Consider the following 16,722-nt stretch of genomic DNA (forward strand, 5'->3'; position numbering starts at 1 on the left):
CACAGGGGAAGATTTCTGGGGAAGGTACGCATGCGCTTGCCCTCGGTGGCGCCCGCGGTGACGCGGACGATCTCGATCGTGCTGGCGGTCGCCGCCGTCGGCATCCTGCTGATCACCGCCCTCGCCGACCGGCACGGCAGTCGCAGGCCGGACGCCCGGCCATCCCGCCCCGCCTCACCGGTGGCAGAGTCCACCATGCCGGGAAGCGTCGACCTGCCGCCCAGCACCGAGCCCGCGACGCCGCACGTGCGTGCCGCCGATGCCAAGGCCTGGCTCCGCAAGCTCGCCGGCAAGTGGAGCCAGGACGGGGGGAAGGACTACTTCCAGTTCCAGCGCGACGGCACCGGTCAGTGGATGGCGTTCGGCCAGAAACTGTGGAGCGGCAAGGCCACCCCGCGAAACGCGACGACGTTCGACCTGTCCGACCTCACCGGCCAGGGCGCCTCGTATTGGCGGGTCGAGTTGCAGAGCGGCAACAAGAGGCTGTTCTTCGTCGGCCTCCAGAAGACCTACCGCAAGGCCTAGGCGGGCCCTCAGGTCTCGGCCAGGTCCTCGAGGACGTCGAGGGCCGAGACCAGCGCGGCGCGCTGCGCGGGCGACAGGGTGCCGAGCCGTTCGACGAGGAACGCCGACCGCTCGGTGCGCAGCTGTTCGAGCTGGCGGCGGCCCTCCGGGGTGATCTCCAGGAGTGTGGCCCGGCGGTCGTCGACGTCGGGAGTACGGCGCAGCAGGGACTGGGCCTCGAGGGAGGCGACCAGGCGGCTCTGCGTCGGCGCGCTGACCCCCTCGGCGGCGGCCAGGTCACCGAGGCGCACCGGGCCGATCGCCTCCACGCTGGCGAGGGTCGACGCCTGGCTGGACGTCAGCGTCTGCGGGCCGTGCTGGCGGAGGCGACGGCTCAGCCGACCCAATGTCATACGCAGCCGTGCCGCGAGCTCCACGTCCGTCAGACCCTCGGTCTCGGCCACCTGCCTGGTCACGCCCGTCATGCCCCTTTGCCCGGCTCGCGTTCGCGGCGCGCTCCGCACGCCCCTCTCCACCAATCATCCCCTCATCGCAGCCGCCGAAATGCCGATCCGCGGCCTGGAGGATCTCACGGTGTATCCGATCAACGTCCGATTTGCGACGATCGTGGCGCATTGTGGCCAGGATCACCAACCCGGGCGGGTGGACCCGGGACGACCACCTGCCGCCTGGGGCCGGCGCGCGATCACCAGCCGCGGGCGCGCCACTCCTTGAGGTGCGGGCGTTCGCGGCCGAGAGTGGTGTCCTTGCCGTGGCCCGGATAGACCCACGTCTCGTCCGGCAGGGTGCCGAAGACCCGCTCTTCGAGGTCGTCCATCAGCTGGTTGAACAGCGTCGCGTCGCCCCAGGTGTTGCCCGGCCCGCCCGGGAACAGGCTGTCGCCGGTGAACAGGTGCGGCGTGTCGCCGTCGCCGTACAGCAACGCGATCGACCCGGGGGTGTGGCCGCGCAGGTGGATCACGGACAGGGTGTTCTGCCCGACGCGGACGGTGCCGCCGTGCTGGACCGGCTCGGTGACCGGCAACGGCAGGACCTCGGCGTCGTCAGGGTGGGCGACGACCGACGGATGCGTCGCGTCGACGACCGAGCCGAGCGCGCCCCAGTGGTCCTGGTGGCGATGCGTCGTGACGACGCGGGAGAGGGGGGCGTCGCCGAGGAGCTCGAGCAGTCGCTCCGGCTCGGCGCCGGCGTCGATCAGGACCTGCTCGCCGGTGGCGGTGCAACGCAGGAGGTAGGCGTTGTTGTCGAACGGCCCGACGGCCAGTTTGGAGACCGTCAGGCCGGGCAGCTCGCGGACGTCGGGAGGACCGCCGACCTCGACATCGCCTGTGTAGGACACGCGCTCTCCCTCCAGTCGGTCAACGGGGACATGGCCGCCGACCCGTCCATCCTTTCACTCCCGCGTCGCTCGTCGCTCCGTCCGGCGGATGCCCGCGGCGGTACCCGGACCCGCGCCCGTCCGGACGTAGGCTCCGATCATGGACGAAGATCTGCCGATCTGCCGCACGTGCGGGGTGCAGTACGGCGCGTCCCGCTCGGACTGCCCGATCTGCGAGGACGAACGGCAGTACGTCGGGTGGGGCGGCCAGCAGTGGACCACGCTCGCCGAGCTGCGGGCCGCCGGGCACCGCGGCAAGGTCGCCGAGGAGGGGCCGGGCATCGTCGGCGTCGGTACCGAGCCGCCGACCGCGATCGGGCAGCGGGCGCTGCTCGTCCGCACTCCGTCGGGCAACGTCCTCTGGGACATGATCACCTACCTGGACGACGATCTCCTCGCCCGGGTCGCCGACCTCGGTGGCGTCGACGCGATCGCGATCAGCCACCCCCACTTCTACGGCTCGATGATCGAGTGGGCGCACGCCTTCGACGCGCCCGTCTACATTCACGCGGCCGACCGGGAGTGGGTGGCCCGGCCCGACGAGTCGATCGTCTTCTGGGAGGGCGAGACCCGGGAGATCGGCGACGGGCTCACCCTCGTGAACGCAGGCGTGCACTTCGCGGGCGGCCAGGTGCTGCACTGGCGCGACGGCGAGGACGGCAGAGGCGCGCTGCTGACCGGCGACATCTTCACCGTCGTCCCGGATCGCCGGTACGTCAGTTTTATGTACAGCTACCCCAACCTGATCCCCGAGCGCCCCCGGATCATCCGCCGCGCCCTGCGCCGCATGGAGCCGTTCCCGTTCGAGCGGGTGTACGGCGGCTGGTGGCGGCGGGTCGTCGCCGCCGACGGTGCCGCCGCCGTACGCCGGTCGGCCGGGCGTTACCTCGAACGCGCCCTCGACGACGGGCCTGAGTAGACGACGGGCCAGAGTAAAGGTCGCATGAGCCCCACCGGCCTCCCGCGTTTCGGTGGCGATCTCTCTTCGAACACGTGTACGGTTCTGCTGCGACGAGGAGCCCGCCGTCAGGGGCGACTGGAAGAAAACCGTCCGTCTCCTCGTTAGCCTGAAGCTGACCTGTCTCAACCAGGCTCTAGGGGATAGCGAATACGCCGTGGCTGACCGTCTCATCGTGCGCGGAGCGCGTGAACACAACCTCAAAGACGTCTCACTCGATCTTCCGCGCGACGCGCTGATCGTGTTCACCGGTATGTCCGGCTCTGGGAAGTCCAGCCTGGCGTTCGACACGATCTTCGCGGAGGGCCAGCGCCGCTACGTCGAGTCCCTGTCGGCGTACGCCCGTCAGTTCCTCGGCCAGATGGACAAGCCCGACGTCGACTTCATCGAGGGGCTGTCCCCTGCGGTCTCGATCGACCAGAAGTCGACGTCCAAGAACCCTCGCTCGACCGTCGGCACCATCACCGAGGTCTACGACTACCTCCGTCTGCTGTGGGCCCGCATCGGGCACCCGCACTGCCCGGTCTGCGGCCGCCCGATCTCCAAGCAGACGCCCCAGCAGATCGTCGACCGGGTGATGGAGTTCGACGAGGGCAGCCGGTTCCAGGTGCTCGCCCCGGTGATCCGCGGCCGCAAGGGCGAATACGCCGAGCTGTTCCGCGACATGCAGACCAAGGGCTTCTCCCGCGCCCGCGTCGACGGCAACCTCGTACGCCTCGACGAGGCGCCCAAGCTCAAGAAGTACGAGAAGCACGACATCGAGGTCGTCGTCGACCGGCTGAGCGTCAAGGACGGTTCGCGCCGCCGGCTCGCCGATTCGATCGAGACGGCGCTCGGGCTCACCGGCGGCACGGTCATCCTCGACTTCGTCGACCTGCCCGAGGACGACGAGCAGCGCGAGCGGATGTTCTCCGAGCACCTCTACTGCCCGTACGACGACCTGTCCTTCGACGAGCTCGAGCCGCGGTCCTTCTCGTTCAACTCCCCGTACGGCGCCTGTCCCGACTGCACCGGCCTGGGCACCCGCATGGAGGTCGACCCGGAGCTGCTCATCCCCGACCCGGAGAAGACCCTCGAGGAGGGGGCGATCTCGCCGTGGTCGAACGGCCACATCAGCGACTACTTCCTGCGGCTGCTCGGCGCGCTCGGCGACGCGCTGGGCTTCGACCTCGACACCTCCTGGGAGCGGCTCCCGGCCAAGGCCCGCAAGGCGATCCTGCAGGGCCACGACACGCAGGTGCACGTCAGCTACCGCAACCGGTACGGCCGGCTGCGGTCCTACTACACGACGTACGAGGGCGTGATCCCGTACGTCCAGCGGCGCCACTCCGAGGCGGAGAGCGACTCCAGCCGGGAGCGGTTCGAGGGCTACATGCGGGAGATCCCGTGCCCGTCGTGCGAGGGCAAGCGGCTCAAGCCCGTCGTCCTGGCCGTCACGGTCAACGAGCGGTCGATCGCCGACGTGGCCGCCATGCCGATCGGGGAGTGCGCGAAGTTCCTGCTCAACATGGAGCTGAGCGAGCGGGAGAAGCACATCGCCGAGGCGGTGCTGAAGGAGATCAACGCCCGGCTCGGCTTCCTGCTCGACGTCGGCCTCGACTACCTCAGCCTGGACCGGGCGTCGGCGACCCTGGCCGGAGGTGAGGCGCAGCGCATCCGCCTGGCCACCCAGATCGGCTCCGGGCTGGTCGGCGTGCTGTACGTCCTGGACGAGCCGTCGATCGGGCTGCACCAGCGCGACAACCACCGGCTGCTCGAGACGCTGATCCGGCTGCGCGACATCGGCAACACCCTCATCGTCGTCGAGCACGACGAGGACACCATCCGGGCCGCCGACTGGGTCGTGGACATCGGCCCGGGCGCGGGCGAGCACGGCGGTCAGATCGTCGTCAGCGGCACGGTCGAGGAGCTCCTGGCCAGCGACGGCTCGATGACCGGGGCGTACATCTCCGGCCGCAAGGAGATCGCCGTCCCGGCGACCCGCCGCAAGCGCCAGCGCGGGCGCGAACTGGTCGTCAAGGGCGCCCGCGAGCACAACCTGCGCGACATCGACGTCGCGTTCCCGCTCGGCGTCTTCACCGCCGTCACCGGCGTGTCGGGGTCGGGCAAGTCGACGCTGGTCAACGACATCCTCTACACCTCGCTGGCCAAGAATCTCCACGGGGCCCGCACGGTGCCCGGCCGGCACAAGCGGATCAACGGGGTCGACCAGCTCGACAAGGTCGTCCACGTCGACCAGTCGCCGATCGGCCGCACCCCGCGGTCCAACCCGGCCACCTACACGGGCGTGTTCGACCACGTCCGCAAGCTGTTCGCGGCGACCGCCGAGGCGAAGGTCCGCGGCTACCAGCCCGGCCGGTTCTCGTTCAACGTCAAGGGCGGGCGCTGCGAGGCGTGCTCGGGCGACGGCACCATCAAGATCGAGATGCAGTTCCTGCCCGACGTCTACGTGCCCTGCGAGGTCTGCCACGGCGCCCGGTACAACCGGGAGACCCTCGACGTGCACTACAAGGGCAAGACGATCTCCGAGGTCCTCGACATGCCGATCGAGGAGGGCCTGGAGTTCTTCGAGGCCATCCCGGCGATCCGCCGCCACCTGCAGACGCTCAACGACGTCGGTCTCGGCTACGTCCGGCTCGGCCAGCCCGCGCCGACCCTGTCCGGCGGCGAGGCTCAGCGGGTCAAGCTCGCCTCCGAGCTGCAGCGCCGCTCCACGGGCCGCACGATCTACGTGCTCGACGAGCCCACGACCGGCCTGCACTTCGAGGACATCCGCAAGCTGCTCGGCGTGCTGAACGGCCTCGTGGACAAGGGCAACACCGTCATCGTCATCGAGCACAACCTCGACGTCATCAAGACGGCGGACTGGATCATCGACATGGGTCCGGAGGGCGGCTCGCGCGGCGGCACCGTCGTCGCGACCGGCACCCCCGAGGACATCGCGAACGTCGGGGAGAGCCACACGGGCCAGTTCCTCGCCAAGATCCTCGGCGTCTGACGGAAGGCACCGGCCGGAGGCCCGCTCGCCCATCAGCGGGACGGCCTCCGCCGCGCCGCGAGTGATGCTCCCGGAGTGCGACGGCCTGGTGGTGCCTCGGGTCATCTCGGCTGGAACCGGGCGATAGCATGAGGCCGCGATGTACTACAGCGTGTAGTACATGACCCCGTGGGGAGACGGATGACAGAGGAAGCGGTGGGCTGCTGCTCCCGGCGGCGGCTGCTGGGCACGGCGGCGCTGGCGAGCGCGGGGATGGTCGGCCTCGGCGCGTGCGGGACGCGGTCGGCGAAGGCCATCGTGCCTCCGGCGATCAAGGGCAAGGTGATCGCCCGGACGGGGGAGATCCCCGTCGGCGGCGGCAAGATCATCGACAAGTGGAAGATCGTCCTGGCGCAGCCGTCGCAGGGGACGTTCAAGGCGTTCACCGCCACCTGCACCCACCAGGGATGCACCGTCGGCAGCCCGGAGAACGGCGTGATCACCTGCCCCTGTCACGGCAGCGAGTTCAACGCGACGGACGGATCGGTCAAGCAGGGACCGGCCGGCGCACCTCTGCAGGAGTTCACCGTGCGGGTGCAGGGCGACGGAATCATTATCGAATAACGTTGAACCGAACGGACATGCCCTCCGTGAAACCCGGATGTAGACCCGAACACGAGGAGGAGTCCATGCCGTTCGATCCCTCGGCCGCTCCGGCCGCCGGTTCCACGGACGCCGACACCGAACCGGGCGCGGCGCCGACGCGCCGTGGCATGCTGCTCGGCGTCGGCCTGGCCGGCCTCGCCGGCACGCTCTCCGCCTGCGGCGGTTCCGGCTCGAAATCGGCGAGCAGCAGCGACGGGCTCGGCAAGTCCTCCGACATCCCGGTCGGCGGCGGAAAGATCTTCAAGGACCAGAAGGTCGTCGTCACCCAGCCGAAGAAGGGGGAGTTCGTGGCGTTCAGCGCGGTCTGTACCCATCGAGGCTGCACGGTCGGCACGGTCTCCGACGGCACCATCGACTGCCCGTGCCACGGCAGCAAGTTCCACATCAGCGACGGTTCCGTCGCCCACGGCCCGGCGGCGCAGCCGTTGCCGAGCAAGTCCGTCAAGGTGGAGAACGGCGAGATCAAGCTGGCCTGACCGCACGGGACGAGCGGCCGGCGGGCCGGGGGCTCGCCGGCCGGACCACCGCGGTGACGGTCGACACGATGAAGGTCCCCTTAGTGCGTCAATGACGAAAACCTGACGGTGCAGATACGCCGTCGTTCCCGCAAGTCGCCGATATTCACAGGTGACGCATATCACCCCAAATCACCGCTGAAGCCGCCTCGCTCCGCGAGCGCATTAGGCTTACGGCGTGGCAGATCCGGCGACCTATCGGCCCGCGCCCGGCTCCGTACCTGAATCGCCCGGGGTCTACCGATTCCGCGACGGGACCGGCCGGGTCATCTACGTGGGCAAGGCGAAGAACCTCCGTGCCCGGCTGAACTCCTACTTCGCCGATTTCGCGGGGCTGCACCCACGCACCCAGACGATGCTGCAGACCGCCACCGACGTCGCCTGGACGGTCGTCGGCACCGAGGTCGAGGCGCTCCAGCTGGAGTACTCCTGGATCAAGGAGTTCGACCCGCGGTTCAACGTGAAGTACCGCGACGACAAGTCCTATCCCTACCTCGCGGTGACGATGCACGAGGACGTCCCGCGCGTGCAGGTCATGCGCGGCGCCAAGAAGAAGGGCGTCCGCTACTTCGGCCCCTACTCCCACGCGTGGGCGATCCGCGAGACCGTCGACCAGCTGCTGCGCGTGTTCCCCGTGCGCACCTGCTCGGCCGGGGTGTTCCAGCGGCAGCGTCAGATGGGCCGGCCCTGCCTGCTCGGCGACATCGGCAAGTGCGCCGCGCCCTGTGTCGGGCGGATCACCGAGCAGGGCCACCGCGACCTGGCCGAGGACTTCTGCGCCTTCATGGCGGGCGACACCGCGCGCTTCATCAGGGCCCTCGAGAAGGACATGAAGGCGGCCGCCGCCGAGCAGGAGTACGAGCGCGCGGCGCGGCTGCGCGACGACATCCGGGCGCTGCAGCGGGCGCTGGAGAAGCAGTCCGTGGTGCTGGGTGACACCACCGACTGCGACGTGATCGCCTTCACGGACGACCAGCTCGAGGCCGCCGTGCAGGTCTTCTACGTCCGCGGCGGGCGCATCCGCGGCCAGCGCGGCTGGGTGGTCGACAAGGTCGAGGACGTCACGACCGGCGAGCTCGTCGAGCAGTTCCTGCTCCAGATGTACGGCGAGACCGCCTCCGAGGCGGTGCCCCGGGAGATCCTCGTGCCCGCGCTACCGCCCGACACCGACGCGGTCGTGGAGCTGCTCGCCGAGCACCGGGGCGGCCGGGTCGACCTGCGCGTGCCCCAGCGCGGCGACAAGAAGACGCTGATGGAGACCGTCGAGCGCAACGCCGTCGAGGCTTTCAAGCAGCACAAGACGCGCCGGGCGACCGACCTGACGACCCGCAGCAAGGGCTTGCAGGAGCTCCAGGACGCCCTGGAGCTCGAGCAGGCGCCGCTGCGCATGGAGTGCTACGACGTCTCCAACCTCCAGGGCACCAACGTCGTCGCCTCGATGGTCGTCTTCGAGGACGGCCTGGCCCGCAAGAGCGAATACCGGCGGTTCTCCATCAAGACGGTCGAGGGCCAGGACGACGTGCGCTCGATCCACGAGGTGATCCGCCGGCGCTTCAAGCGCTACCTCGAGGAGACGGAGAAGACGGGCGAGCTGGACGTCCTGGGCGAGCCGGAGGCCGGCGGGCCGATCGACCCGGAGACCGGACGGCCGCGCAAGTTCGCCTATCCGCCGAACCTCGTCGTGGTCGACGGCGGCCCGCCGCAGGTGGCCGCCGCCCAGCGGGCGCTCGACGAGCTCGGCATCGACGACGTCGACGTGTGCGGCATCGCCAAGCGGCTGGAGGAGATCTGGCTGCCCGGCGAGGAGGACCCGGTGATCCTCCCGCGCAACAGCGAGGCGATGTACCTCGTGCAGCGGCTGCGCGACCAGGCGCACGACTTCGCCATCCGGTACCACCGGTCCAAGCGCAGCAAGGGCATGCTCGTCAGCGAGCTCGACGACGTCCCCGGCCTCGGCCCGGGCCGTCGCAAGGCGCTGATCAAGCACTTCGGGTCGGTGAAGCTCCTCAAGGAGGCCGGTCCGGACCAGATCGCGGAGGTTCCTGGCATCGGACGCCGTACGGCTGAGAACATCGTCGCGGCGCTGCGCGGCAACGACGGGGCCGCACCAGGCGCTCAGGACGGGGCGGCGTCACCGGCCCAGGACGGGGGAGGCAGGACGTGAACCACACGACAGGGGCGAATCTCACGGGCGGGCCACAGGTGCCCGACATAGTGATCATCACCGGTATGTCGGGCGCGGGGCGGAGCACGGCGGCCAAGTCGCTGGAGGACCTGGACTGGTTCGTCGTCGACAACCTGCCGCCCGCGCTGCTGGCCACGATGGCCGACCTGGCCGAGCGGGGCAAGGGGGCGGTGCCGCGCATCGCGGTCGTCGTCGACGTGCGCAGCCGCGCCTTCACCACCGACCTGCAGTCGGCCTTCGACGACCTGGAGGCGCGGGGCGCGCACCCGCGCGTTGTCTACCTCGAGGCGTCCGACGACGTCCTCGTCCGCCGCTTCGAGAGCGTACGCCGGCCGCATCCGCTGCAGGGCGACGGCCGGATCGTCGACGGCATCGCCCGCGAGCGTGACCGGCTGCGCGAGGTGCGCGCCGAGGCCGATCTCGTCCTGGACACCAGCGCGCTGAACGTCCACGAACTGCGGGCCAAGATCGTCGAGTTCTTCGGCGGCGAGGCGTCGGAGTCGAGCCTGCGCGCGACCGTGGTCTCCTTCGGCTACAAGTACGGCCTGCCCGTCGACGCCGACCTGGTCGTCGACTGCCGGTTCCTGCCGAACCCGCACTGGATCCCCGAGCTGCGCCCGCAGAACGGCCGCGACGCGGCGGTGCGCGACTACGTGCTGTCCCGCCCGGGGGCCAAGGAGTTCCTCGACTCCTACACCGAGGTGCTGCGGCTCCTCGTGGAGGGGTACGAGCGCGAGGGCAAGCACTACGTGACGCTCGCCGTCGGCTGTACCGGCGGCAAGCATCGCAGTGTCGCCATGGCCGAGCAGTTCGGCGCCCGGCTGGGCGACGAGGGGCTCGAGGTAAGGGTCGTCCACCGGGATCTGGGACGGGAATAACCGCACGTGACTTCCCCCAAGGTCGTCGCCCTCGGCGGCGGGCACGGATTGTTCGCCTCGTTGTCCGCGCTGCGGCGCGTCACCGACCGCCTCACGGCCGTGGTGACCGTCGCCGACGACGGCGGGTCCAGCGGCCGGCTGCGGCGGGAGCTCGGCGTCCTGCCGCCCGGCGACCTGCGCATGGCCCTGGCCGCGCTGTGCCAGGACGACGACTGGGGGCGCACCTGGAGCGAGGTCGTCCAGCACCGCTTCCGCAGCCAGGGCGAGCTGCACGGGCACGCCGTGGGCAACCTGCTGATGGTGGCGCTGTGGGAGCTGCTCGACGATCCGGTCGCCGGCCTCGACTGGATGGGGCGGCTGCTGGGCGCGCAGGGACGGGTGCTGCCCATGGCGTCCGTCCCCCTCGACATCGTCGCGGAGGTCCGCGGCGCCGACCCGGAGCGGCCGCAGGAGATCACGCACGTTCAGGGGCAGGTGGCGTGCGCGAAGACGCCGGGACAGGTGCTGAGCGTCTCCCTGGTTCCCGCGGACCCGCCGGCCTCCCCGGAGGCGCTGCGCGCCATCGAGGAGGCCGATTGGGTCGTCTTCGGGCCCGGCTCCTGGTTCACCAGCGTGCTACCCCACCTGAAGGTGCCGGAGCTGGCCGGCGCGCTGCTGCGCACCTCGGCCCGGCGGATCGTCGCGCTCAACCTCGAACCCCAGCCCGGCGAGACCGATGACTTCTCGCCGCAGCGGCACCTGGAGGTGCTGCGGGCGCACGCCCCCGACCTCCGGGTCGATGTCGTCCTCGCCGACCGGAATGTCGTCGAAGAGCGCGATGTTCTTGAAAAGGCGGCACGTACCCTCGGTGGAACGCTCGTGCTCGCCGACGTGGCGGCCGGAGATGGATCTCCACGGCATGATCCGGCACGGTTGGCCCAAGCGTTCGCACAGATCTTTGTCAGCGGCCACTGTCCCCGGCAAGATTCCGCGAGACTGCCCTGACGGGATGATGGCTACAGGGGGAGGATCACATCCATGGCGATGACCGGCGTGGTGAAGGACGAGCTGAGCAGGCTGTCCGTCATGAAGCCGTGCTGCCGCAAGTCCGAGGTGTCGACGCTGCTGCGCTTCGCCGGGGGCCTGCACATTGTCAGCGGGCGCATCGTGATCGAGGCGGAGCTCGACACCGGAGCCGCGGCGCGACGTCTGCGCAAGGACCTCGCCGAGGTCTTCGGTCACAGCTCCGACGTCGTGGTGCTGGCGCCGAGCGGCCTGCGCAAGGGCAACCGGTACGTCGTGCGGGTGTTCCGCGACGGTGAGTCCCTGGCCCGCCAGACCGGCCTGATCGACAACAACGGCCGTCCGGTACGGGGCCTGCCCCGGCACGTCGTCTCCGGCGGCGCCTGCGACGCCGAGTCGGCGTGGCGCGGGGCGTTCCTGGCGCACGGGTCGCTGACCGAGCCCGGCCGGTCGATGTCCCTCGAGGTCACCTGCCCCGGGCCGGAGGCCGCCCTGGCCCTGGTCGGCTCGGCCCGGCGGCTGCGGATCCACGCCAAGGCGCGCGAGGTGCGCGGCGTGGACCGCGTCGTCGTCCGCGACGGCGACGCGATCTCGGCGCTGCTGACCCGGCTCGGCGCGCACGACTCGGTGCTCGCCTGGGAAGAGCGCCGCATGCGCCGTGAGGTGCGCGCGACCGCCAACCGGCTGGCCAACTTCGACGACGCCAACCTGCGTCGTTCGGCGCGGGCCGCGGTCGCGGCCGGAGCGCGCGTCGCGCGCGCCCTGGAGATCCTCTCCGACGACGCGCCGGAGCACCTCGTCGCCGCCGGCCGGCTGCGGCTGGAGCACAAGCAGGCGTCGCTGGAGGAGCTCGGGCAGCTCGCCGACCCGCCGCTGACCAAGGACGCCATCGCCGGCCGGATCCGGCGGCTGCTGGCCATGGCCGACAAGCGCGCCATGGACCAGGGCATCGCCGGCACCGAGGCCAACGTCACCGCCGACATGCTCGCTCCCTGATCAGGTCGGAAAAATCTCGGGGAACATGGAAGCACGCCGTGGAGATCGCCGCTGAGATCCCCTTCGCGTCCGTCCGGGCGGTCGAGCTCTGGCCGATCCTGCACGAGGCCCCCCGGGAACACTCTGTGAGCTCCGCTGAGGCACCGCCCGGGGACCTGCCGCACCGCCTGGTGCGGCAGGTCCCCGGCGCCGCTTCCACGCCCGCACGCTAGGCCTCACGGGCCTCGCTGCCCGGAAGCAGTCCCCTGAGTGACGACCGTCACGTCGCATGAATCGCCTTTTCTGTATCGATTTGGTCTAGACCATTAGGTCTAGACCAAATACGCTTTCCGTGGTCCGCCGCCCGCCATCGGATGTTGGCTCCCGGCAGGGCGGCGGACCGGTCGCTTCCCACCCGGTGGTTACAGTCACATCACACCGGGTTCGGTAGGGTCGACCTGAGAACACATACGTCAGGTTCACAGGCCCCGGTGACGTCCGGGGAATCGAAGCATGAGGAGATCGGTGCCGTGACCATCCGGGTTGGCGTTAACGGCTTCGGCCGCATCGGCCGCAACTTCTGGCGAGCGCTGAACGCCGCCGGTGGCGACGTCGAGGTCGTGGCGGTCAACGACCTCACCGACAACGCCACGCTCGCTCACCTGCTCAAGTACGACAGCATCCTCGGCCGGCTCTCCGAAGAGGTGAAGGCCGGCGCGGACGAGATCACCGTGGGTGGCAAGACCATCAAGGCCTTCGCCGAGCGCGACCCGGCCAAGCTGCCGTGGGGCGACCTGGGCGTCGACGTCGTCATCGAGTCGACCGGCCTGTTCACCGACGCCAACAAGGCGAAGGTCCACGTCGAGAACGGCGCGAAGAAGGTCATCATCTCCGCGCCGGCCAAGAACGAGGACGTCACGATCGTCATGGGCGTGAACGACGACGCCTACGACCCGGAGCTGCACACCGTCATCTCCAACGCGTCCTGCACCACCAACTGCCTGGGCCCGATGGCGAAGGTCATCAACGACACCTTCGGCATCGAGCGTGGTCTGATGACCACGATCCACGCCTACACCCAGGACCAGAACCTCCAGGACGGCCCGCACAAGGACCTCCGCCGCGCCCGCGCCGCCGCCATCAACATCGTCCCGACCAGCACCGGGGCGGCCAAGGCCATCGGCCTCGTCCTGCCGGCGCTGAAGGGCAAGCTCGACGGCTACGCGCTGCGCGTCCCGGTGCCGACCGGCTCGGCCACCGACCTCACCGTCACGGTCGGTCGCGAGACCAGCGTCGAGGAGGTCAACGCGGCGCTGCGCGAGGCGGCCGAGGGCCCGCTGCGCGGCATCCTCACCTACACCGAGGACCCGATCGTCTCCTCCGACATCGTCACCGACCCGGCGTCCTGCATCTTCGACTCCGGGCTCACCAAGGTGATCGGTGACCAGGTCAAGGTCGTCGGCTGGTACGACAACGAGTGGGGCTACTCCAACCGTCTCGTCGACATCACCAAGCTGGTGGGCTCGCGCCTCTGACGGGCTGCGGGCCCGGCCGGCAACGGCGACACGAACGAGCGCAGCAGGTGGTGAGCCTGCTGCGCTCGTTCCCACACGACCAGGAGTGCGATCAATGAGCATGTCCACGATCGACGATCTCGGCGACGTGCGCGGCAGGCGGGTGCTGGTCCGCTCGGACCTCAACGTTCCGCTGCAGGACGGCGTGATCGGGGACGACGGCCGGATCCGGGCCAGCGTCCCGACCATCACCAAGCTCGCCGACCAGGGCGCCCGCGTCATCGTGTGCGCCCACCTCGGCCGCCCCAAGGGGCAGGTGAAACCGGAGTTCTCCCTCGCCCCCGTCGCGAAGCGGCTGGGTGAGCTGCTGGGCCGCGAGGTCCGCTTCGCCGCCGACACCGTCGGCGACTCCGCGCAGGCGACGGTCGACGCGCTCCAGGACGGCGAGGTCGCCCTCCTGGAGAACCTCCGCTTCGAGGCCGGCGAGACCAGCAAGGACGACGCCGAGCGCGGCGCGTTCGCCGACCGGCTCGCCGCCCTCGCCGAGCTGTACGTCGGTGACGGCTTCGGCGCCGTGCACCGCAAGCACGCCAGCGTCTACGACGTGCCGCAGCGGCTCCCGCACGCGGCCGGCGGCCTCATCGCCGCCGAGGTCGAGGTGCTGCGGCGTCTCACCGGCGAGCCCGCCCGGCCGTACGTCGTGGTGCTGGGCGGCGCGAAGGTCTCCGACAAGCTCGGGGTCATCGCGAACCTCCTCGGCAAGGTCGACCGGCTGGTCATCGGCGGCGGCATGGCGTACACCTTCCTCAAGGCCCAGGGCCATGAGGTCGGCAACTCGCTGCTGCAGGAGGACCAGCTCGACCAGGTCCGCGGGTTCATCGAGGAGGCGCGCAAGCGCGACGTCGAGCTCGTGCTGCCGGTCGACGTGCTGGCCGCCACCGAGTTCGCCTCCGACGCGCCGCACGAGGCCGTCGACGCGACCGCCATCCCGGCCGACCGGGAGGGCCTGGACATCGGCCCGCGCACCCGTGAGCTGTTCGCGAGCAAGCTCGCCGACGCGGCCACGGTCTTCTGGAACGGCCCGATGGGCGTCTTCGAGTTCGACGCCTTCGCCGGCGGCACCCGCGCGGTGGCCGAGGCGCTGATCGCGTCGAAGGCGTTCACCGTGGTCGGCGGCGGCGACTCGGCCGCGGCCGTACGCAAGCTCGGCCTCCCCGAGGACGGCTTCTCTCACATCTCGACCGGTGGCGGCGCGAGCCTCGAGTACCTCGAGGGCAAGACGCTGCCCGGCCTGGCCGTTCTGGAGGACTGAACGTGGCCGCCAAACCCGCACCGCCGCAGCGCAAGCCGCTGATCGCCGGCAACTGGAAGATGAACCTCACGCACTTCGAGGGCATCGCGCACGTCCAGAAGATCGCCTTCGGCCTCAGGGAGGCCGACTACGAGGCGGTGGACGTCGCGCTGCTGCCGCCGTTCACCTTCATCCGCAGCATGCAGATGCTGGTGGACGCGGACAAGCTGCAGCTGACGTACGGCGCGCAGGACGTGTCGGCCCACGACAAGGGCGCCTACACGGGAGAGATCTCGGCGCTGATGCTCGAGAAGCTCGGCTGCGCGTACGTCCTGGCCGGGCACTCCGAGCGCCGGGAGTACCACCACGAGGACGACGCGCTCGTCAACGCCAAGGTGAAGCAGGCTTTCAAGCACGATGTGACGCCGATCCTGTGCGTCGGCGAGGGCCTGGAGATCCGTAAGGCGGGCGAGCACCTGTCCCACACGCTCTCCCAGGTCGAGGGCGGGCTGCAGAAGGTCTCCGCCGAGCAGGCGCAGCGCGTCGTCATCGCCTACGAGCCGGTCTGGGCGATCGGCACCGGCGAGGTCGCCACCCCGGAAGACGCGCAGGAGGTGTGCGGCGCGATCCGGAAGCGGCTGGCCGAGCTGTACAGTGGAGATCTCGCCGAGCAGGTCCGCGTGCTCTACGGGGGCTCCGTCAAGGGCGGCAACATCGCCGGGATCATGGCGAAGCCGGACATCGACGGAGCGCTCGTCGGCGGAGCGAGCCTGGACGCGGGGGACTTCGTCAAGATCTGTAGGTATCGCGAACTGCCGGTGTGATCTAGCGCATCAGACTGCGCGTTTCTGCTGAACCACGCGGTAGAACGTCGTACCCTCGGTAACGGATGACCTGAACACGAGAACATTCCCCGTGAAGAGCGGGGTGAATCACGAAAGCGCTGGGCTGCTGTGATCATCGCAACTTCCATCGTGCTCATCATCACGAGCGCGCTGATGGTGCTGCTCGTCCTCCTGCACAAGGGCAAGGGCGGCGGCCTGTCGGATCTGTTCGGCGGCGGTATCAGTTCGTCGCTCGGTGGGTCGTCCGTGGTCGAGCGTAACCTCGACCGGCTCACGATCGGCACGGGCGTGATCTGGTTCGTGGCGATCATCGCGCTGGGTCTGTTGCTCAAGCACGGCCACCACGGCTGAGCAGCCCAGACCCGCAGTGTGTTGACGCCGTCGCCCCTCGCTGCGGCGGCAAAGGAAGCGAGGAGTAGTCCGTGGGTAGTGGCAACGCTATTCGGGGCAGCCGAGTCGGTGCTGGCCCGATGGGAGAGGCCGAGCGTGGCGAAGCGGCACCGCGTGTGTGGGTGACCTTCTACTGCGCGAACCGGCACGAGTCCCGGCCGAGTTTCGCGACCGACGTCGCGGTTCCCGACCAGTGGGACTGCCCGCGGTGCGGGTTCCCCGCCGGTAAGGACCCTGAGAACCCGCCGGCGCCGCCGCGTAACGAGCCCTACAAGACGCATCTCGCCTACGTGAAGGAGCGGCGCAGCGACGCCGACGGCGAGGCCATCCTCGAGGAGGCTCTGGCCAAGCTGCGTGCCGAGCGTGCTGCGATCGCGGCCGCGATGCAGCGCGCCCGGAACTGACTCCGCAGATCGTTCATATGATCGGCCCGGTGGCCCGCCTCGGCGGCCACCGGGCCGATCGTATGAGCGGGCACCCCAGCGCGGCGGCCTGAGCCGGGGCGGAGCTTTCGGTACGATGTGAGTCCGCGACTGGCGCATGAGGTGGAGTTCACCACCGGGGAGCGAAGAAGATCTGGCACCGCGCGCCTGGGTGCTGGGAGCCGAGCCCGTATGGAGGCC

The 16,722-nt window shown here is 70.0% G+C and carries 17 protein-coding genes and 1 riboswitch; of the genes, 15 read left to right on the forward strand and 2 right to left on the reverse strand.

Translation table 11 applies throughout. From position 1 onward, the window contains the following. Positions 1 to 30 precede the first annotated feature (30 nt). Positions 31 to 525: a hypothetical protein gene (locus ACQP2O_RS22425; RefSeq protein ID WP_433188392.1), complete on the forward strand. Its 495-nt coding sequence runs from the start codon at positions 31 to 33 to the stop codon at positions 523 to 525. 8 nt (positions 526 to 533) lie between these two features. On the opposite strand, the gene ACQP2O_RS22430 is transcribed toward ACQP2O_RS22425, so the two are convergent. Together ACQP2O_RS22430 and ACQP2O_RS22435 are read right to left on the reverse strand one after the other, a co-directional pair. After that, the gene (locus ACQP2O_RS22430) at positions 534 to 980 is read right to left on the reverse strand and encodes a MarR family winged helix-turn-helix transcriptional regulator (protein WP_433188395.1); all 447 of its coding nucleotides are present in this window, start codon (positions 978 to 980) and stop codon (positions 534 to 536) included. A 230-nt stretch (positions 981 to 1,210) separates the two neighbouring features. Further along, positions 1,211 to 1,864, reverse strand: coding sequence for an MBL fold metallo-hydrolase (locus tag ACQP2O_RS22435; protein ID WP_433188398.1), 654 nt, complete (start codon positions 1,862 to 1,864; stop codon positions 1,211 to 1,213). Positions 1,865 to 2,003: 139 nt separating this feature from the next. Here ACQP2O_RS22435 and ACQP2O_RS22440 point away from each other — a divergent pair, with 139 nt between their 5' ends. The 14 genes from ACQP2O_RS22440 (at position 2,004) to ACQP2O_RS22505 (ending at position 16,503) form a co-directional block, all read left to right on the forward strand. Further along, positions 2,004 to 2,822 (forward strand): MBL fold metallo-hydrolase, encoded by an 819-nt coding sequence (locus tag ACQP2O_RS22440; RefSeq protein WP_433188401.1) that lies wholly within the window; start codon positions 2,004 to 2,006, stop codon positions 2,820 to 2,822. 196 nt (positions 2,823 to 3,018) lie between these two features. Beyond that, the gene (gene uvrA, locus ACQP2O_RS22445) at positions 3,019 to 5,859 is read left to right on the forward strand and encodes an excinuclease ABC subunit UvrA (RefSeq protein WP_433188404.1); all 2,841 of its coding nucleotides are present in this window, start codon (positions 3,019 to 3,021) and stop codon (positions 5,857 to 5,859) included. A gap of 180 nt (positions 5,860 to 6,039) precedes the next feature. Continuing rightward, positions 6,040 to 6,462, forward strand: coding sequence for a Rieske (2Fe-2S) protein (locus ACQP2O_RS22450; protein ID WP_433188407.1), 423 nt, complete (start codon positions 6,040 to 6,042; stop codon positions 6,460 to 6,462). Positions 6,463 to 6,527: 65 nt separating this feature from the next. Continuing rightward, complete coding sequence (locus tag ACQP2O_RS22455; protein WP_433188410.1) at positions 6,528 to 6,980, forward strand: Rieske (2Fe-2S) protein; 453 nt, start codon at positions 6,528 to 6,530, stop codon at positions 6,978 to 6,980. A 217-nt stretch (positions 6,981 to 7,197) separates the two neighbouring features. After that, a complete protein-coding gene (gene uvrC / locus ACQP2O_RS22460; RefSeq protein WP_433188413.1) occupies positions 7,198 to 9,183 on the forward strand; it encodes an excinuclease ABC subunit UvrC in 1,986 nt (661 codons plus the stop codon). Further along, on the forward strand, positions 9,180 to 10,082 hold the full coding sequence (rapZ, locus tag ACQP2O_RS22465) for an RNase adapter RapZ (RefSeq protein ID WP_433188416.1): 903 nt from the start codon (positions 9,180 to 9,182) through the stop codon (positions 10,080 to 10,082). The genes uvrC and rapZ overlap by 4 nt, the downstream gene beginning before the upstream one ends. Before the next feature lie 6 nt (positions 10,083 to 10,088). Beyond that, positions 10,089 to 11,066 (forward strand): gluconeogenesis factor YvcK family protein, encoded by a 978-nt coding sequence (locus tag ACQP2O_RS22470; protein ID WP_433188419.1) that lies wholly within the window; start codon positions 10,089 to 10,091, stop codon positions 11,064 to 11,066. 33 nt (positions 11,067 to 11,099) lie between these two features. Further along, positions 11,100 to 12,080, forward strand: a complete 981-nt coding sequence (gene whiA, locus ACQP2O_RS22475) for a DNA-binding protein WhiA (protein ID WP_433188422.1) — start codon at positions 11,100 to 11,102, stop codon at positions 12,078 to 12,080. Between the two features lie 38 nt (positions 12,081 to 12,118). Then, positions 12,119 to 12,292, forward strand: a complete 174-nt coding sequence (locus ACQP2O_RS22480; protein ID WP_433188425.1) for a hypothetical protein — start codon at positions 12,119 to 12,121, stop codon at positions 12,290 to 12,292. A gap of 297 nt (positions 12,293 to 12,589) precedes the next feature. Beyond that, positions 12,590 to 13,594 (forward strand): type I glyceraldehyde-3-phosphate dehydrogenase, encoded by a 1,005-nt coding sequence (gene gap, locus ACQP2O_RS22485; protein ID WP_433188428.1) that lies wholly within the window; start codon positions 12,590 to 12,592, stop codon positions 13,592 to 13,594. A 100-nt stretch (positions 13,595 to 13,694) separates the two neighbouring features. After that, positions 13,695 to 14,885, forward strand: a complete 1,191-nt coding sequence (locus ACQP2O_RS22490; protein ID WP_433191114.1) for a phosphoglycerate kinase — start codon at positions 13,695 to 13,697, stop codon at positions 14,883 to 14,885. Positions 14,886 to 14,887: 2 nt separating this feature from the next. Next, on the forward strand, positions 14,888 to 15,688 hold the full coding sequence (gene tpiA / locus ACQP2O_RS22495; RefSeq protein ID WP_433188431.1) for a triose-phosphate isomerase: 801 nt from the start codon (positions 14,888 to 14,890) through the stop codon (positions 15,686 to 15,688). Between the two features lie 129 nt (positions 15,689 to 15,817). Beyond that, positions 15,818 to 16,060, forward strand: coding sequence for a preprotein translocase subunit SecG (gene secG / locus ACQP2O_RS22500; protein ID WP_360878932.1), 243 nt, complete (start codon positions 15,818 to 15,820; stop codon positions 16,058 to 16,060). A 71-nt stretch (positions 16,061 to 16,131) separates the two neighbouring features. Beyond that, complete coding sequence (locus ACQP2O_RS22505) at positions 16,132 to 16,503, forward strand: RNA polymerase-binding protein RbpA (protein WP_360878935.1); 372 nt, start codon at positions 16,132 to 16,134, stop codon at positions 16,501 to 16,503. Between the two features lie 115 nt (positions 16,504 to 16,618). Then, positions 16,619 to 16,702: riboswitch (ZMP/ZTP riboswitch) on the forward strand. Positions 16,703 to 16,722 lie beyond the last annotated feature (20 nt).

The organism is Actinoallomurus sp. CA-150999 (assembly GCF_050942425.1).
Lineage (GTDB): Bacteria > Actinomycetota > Actinomycetes > Streptosporangiales > Streptosporangiaceae > Actinoallomurus.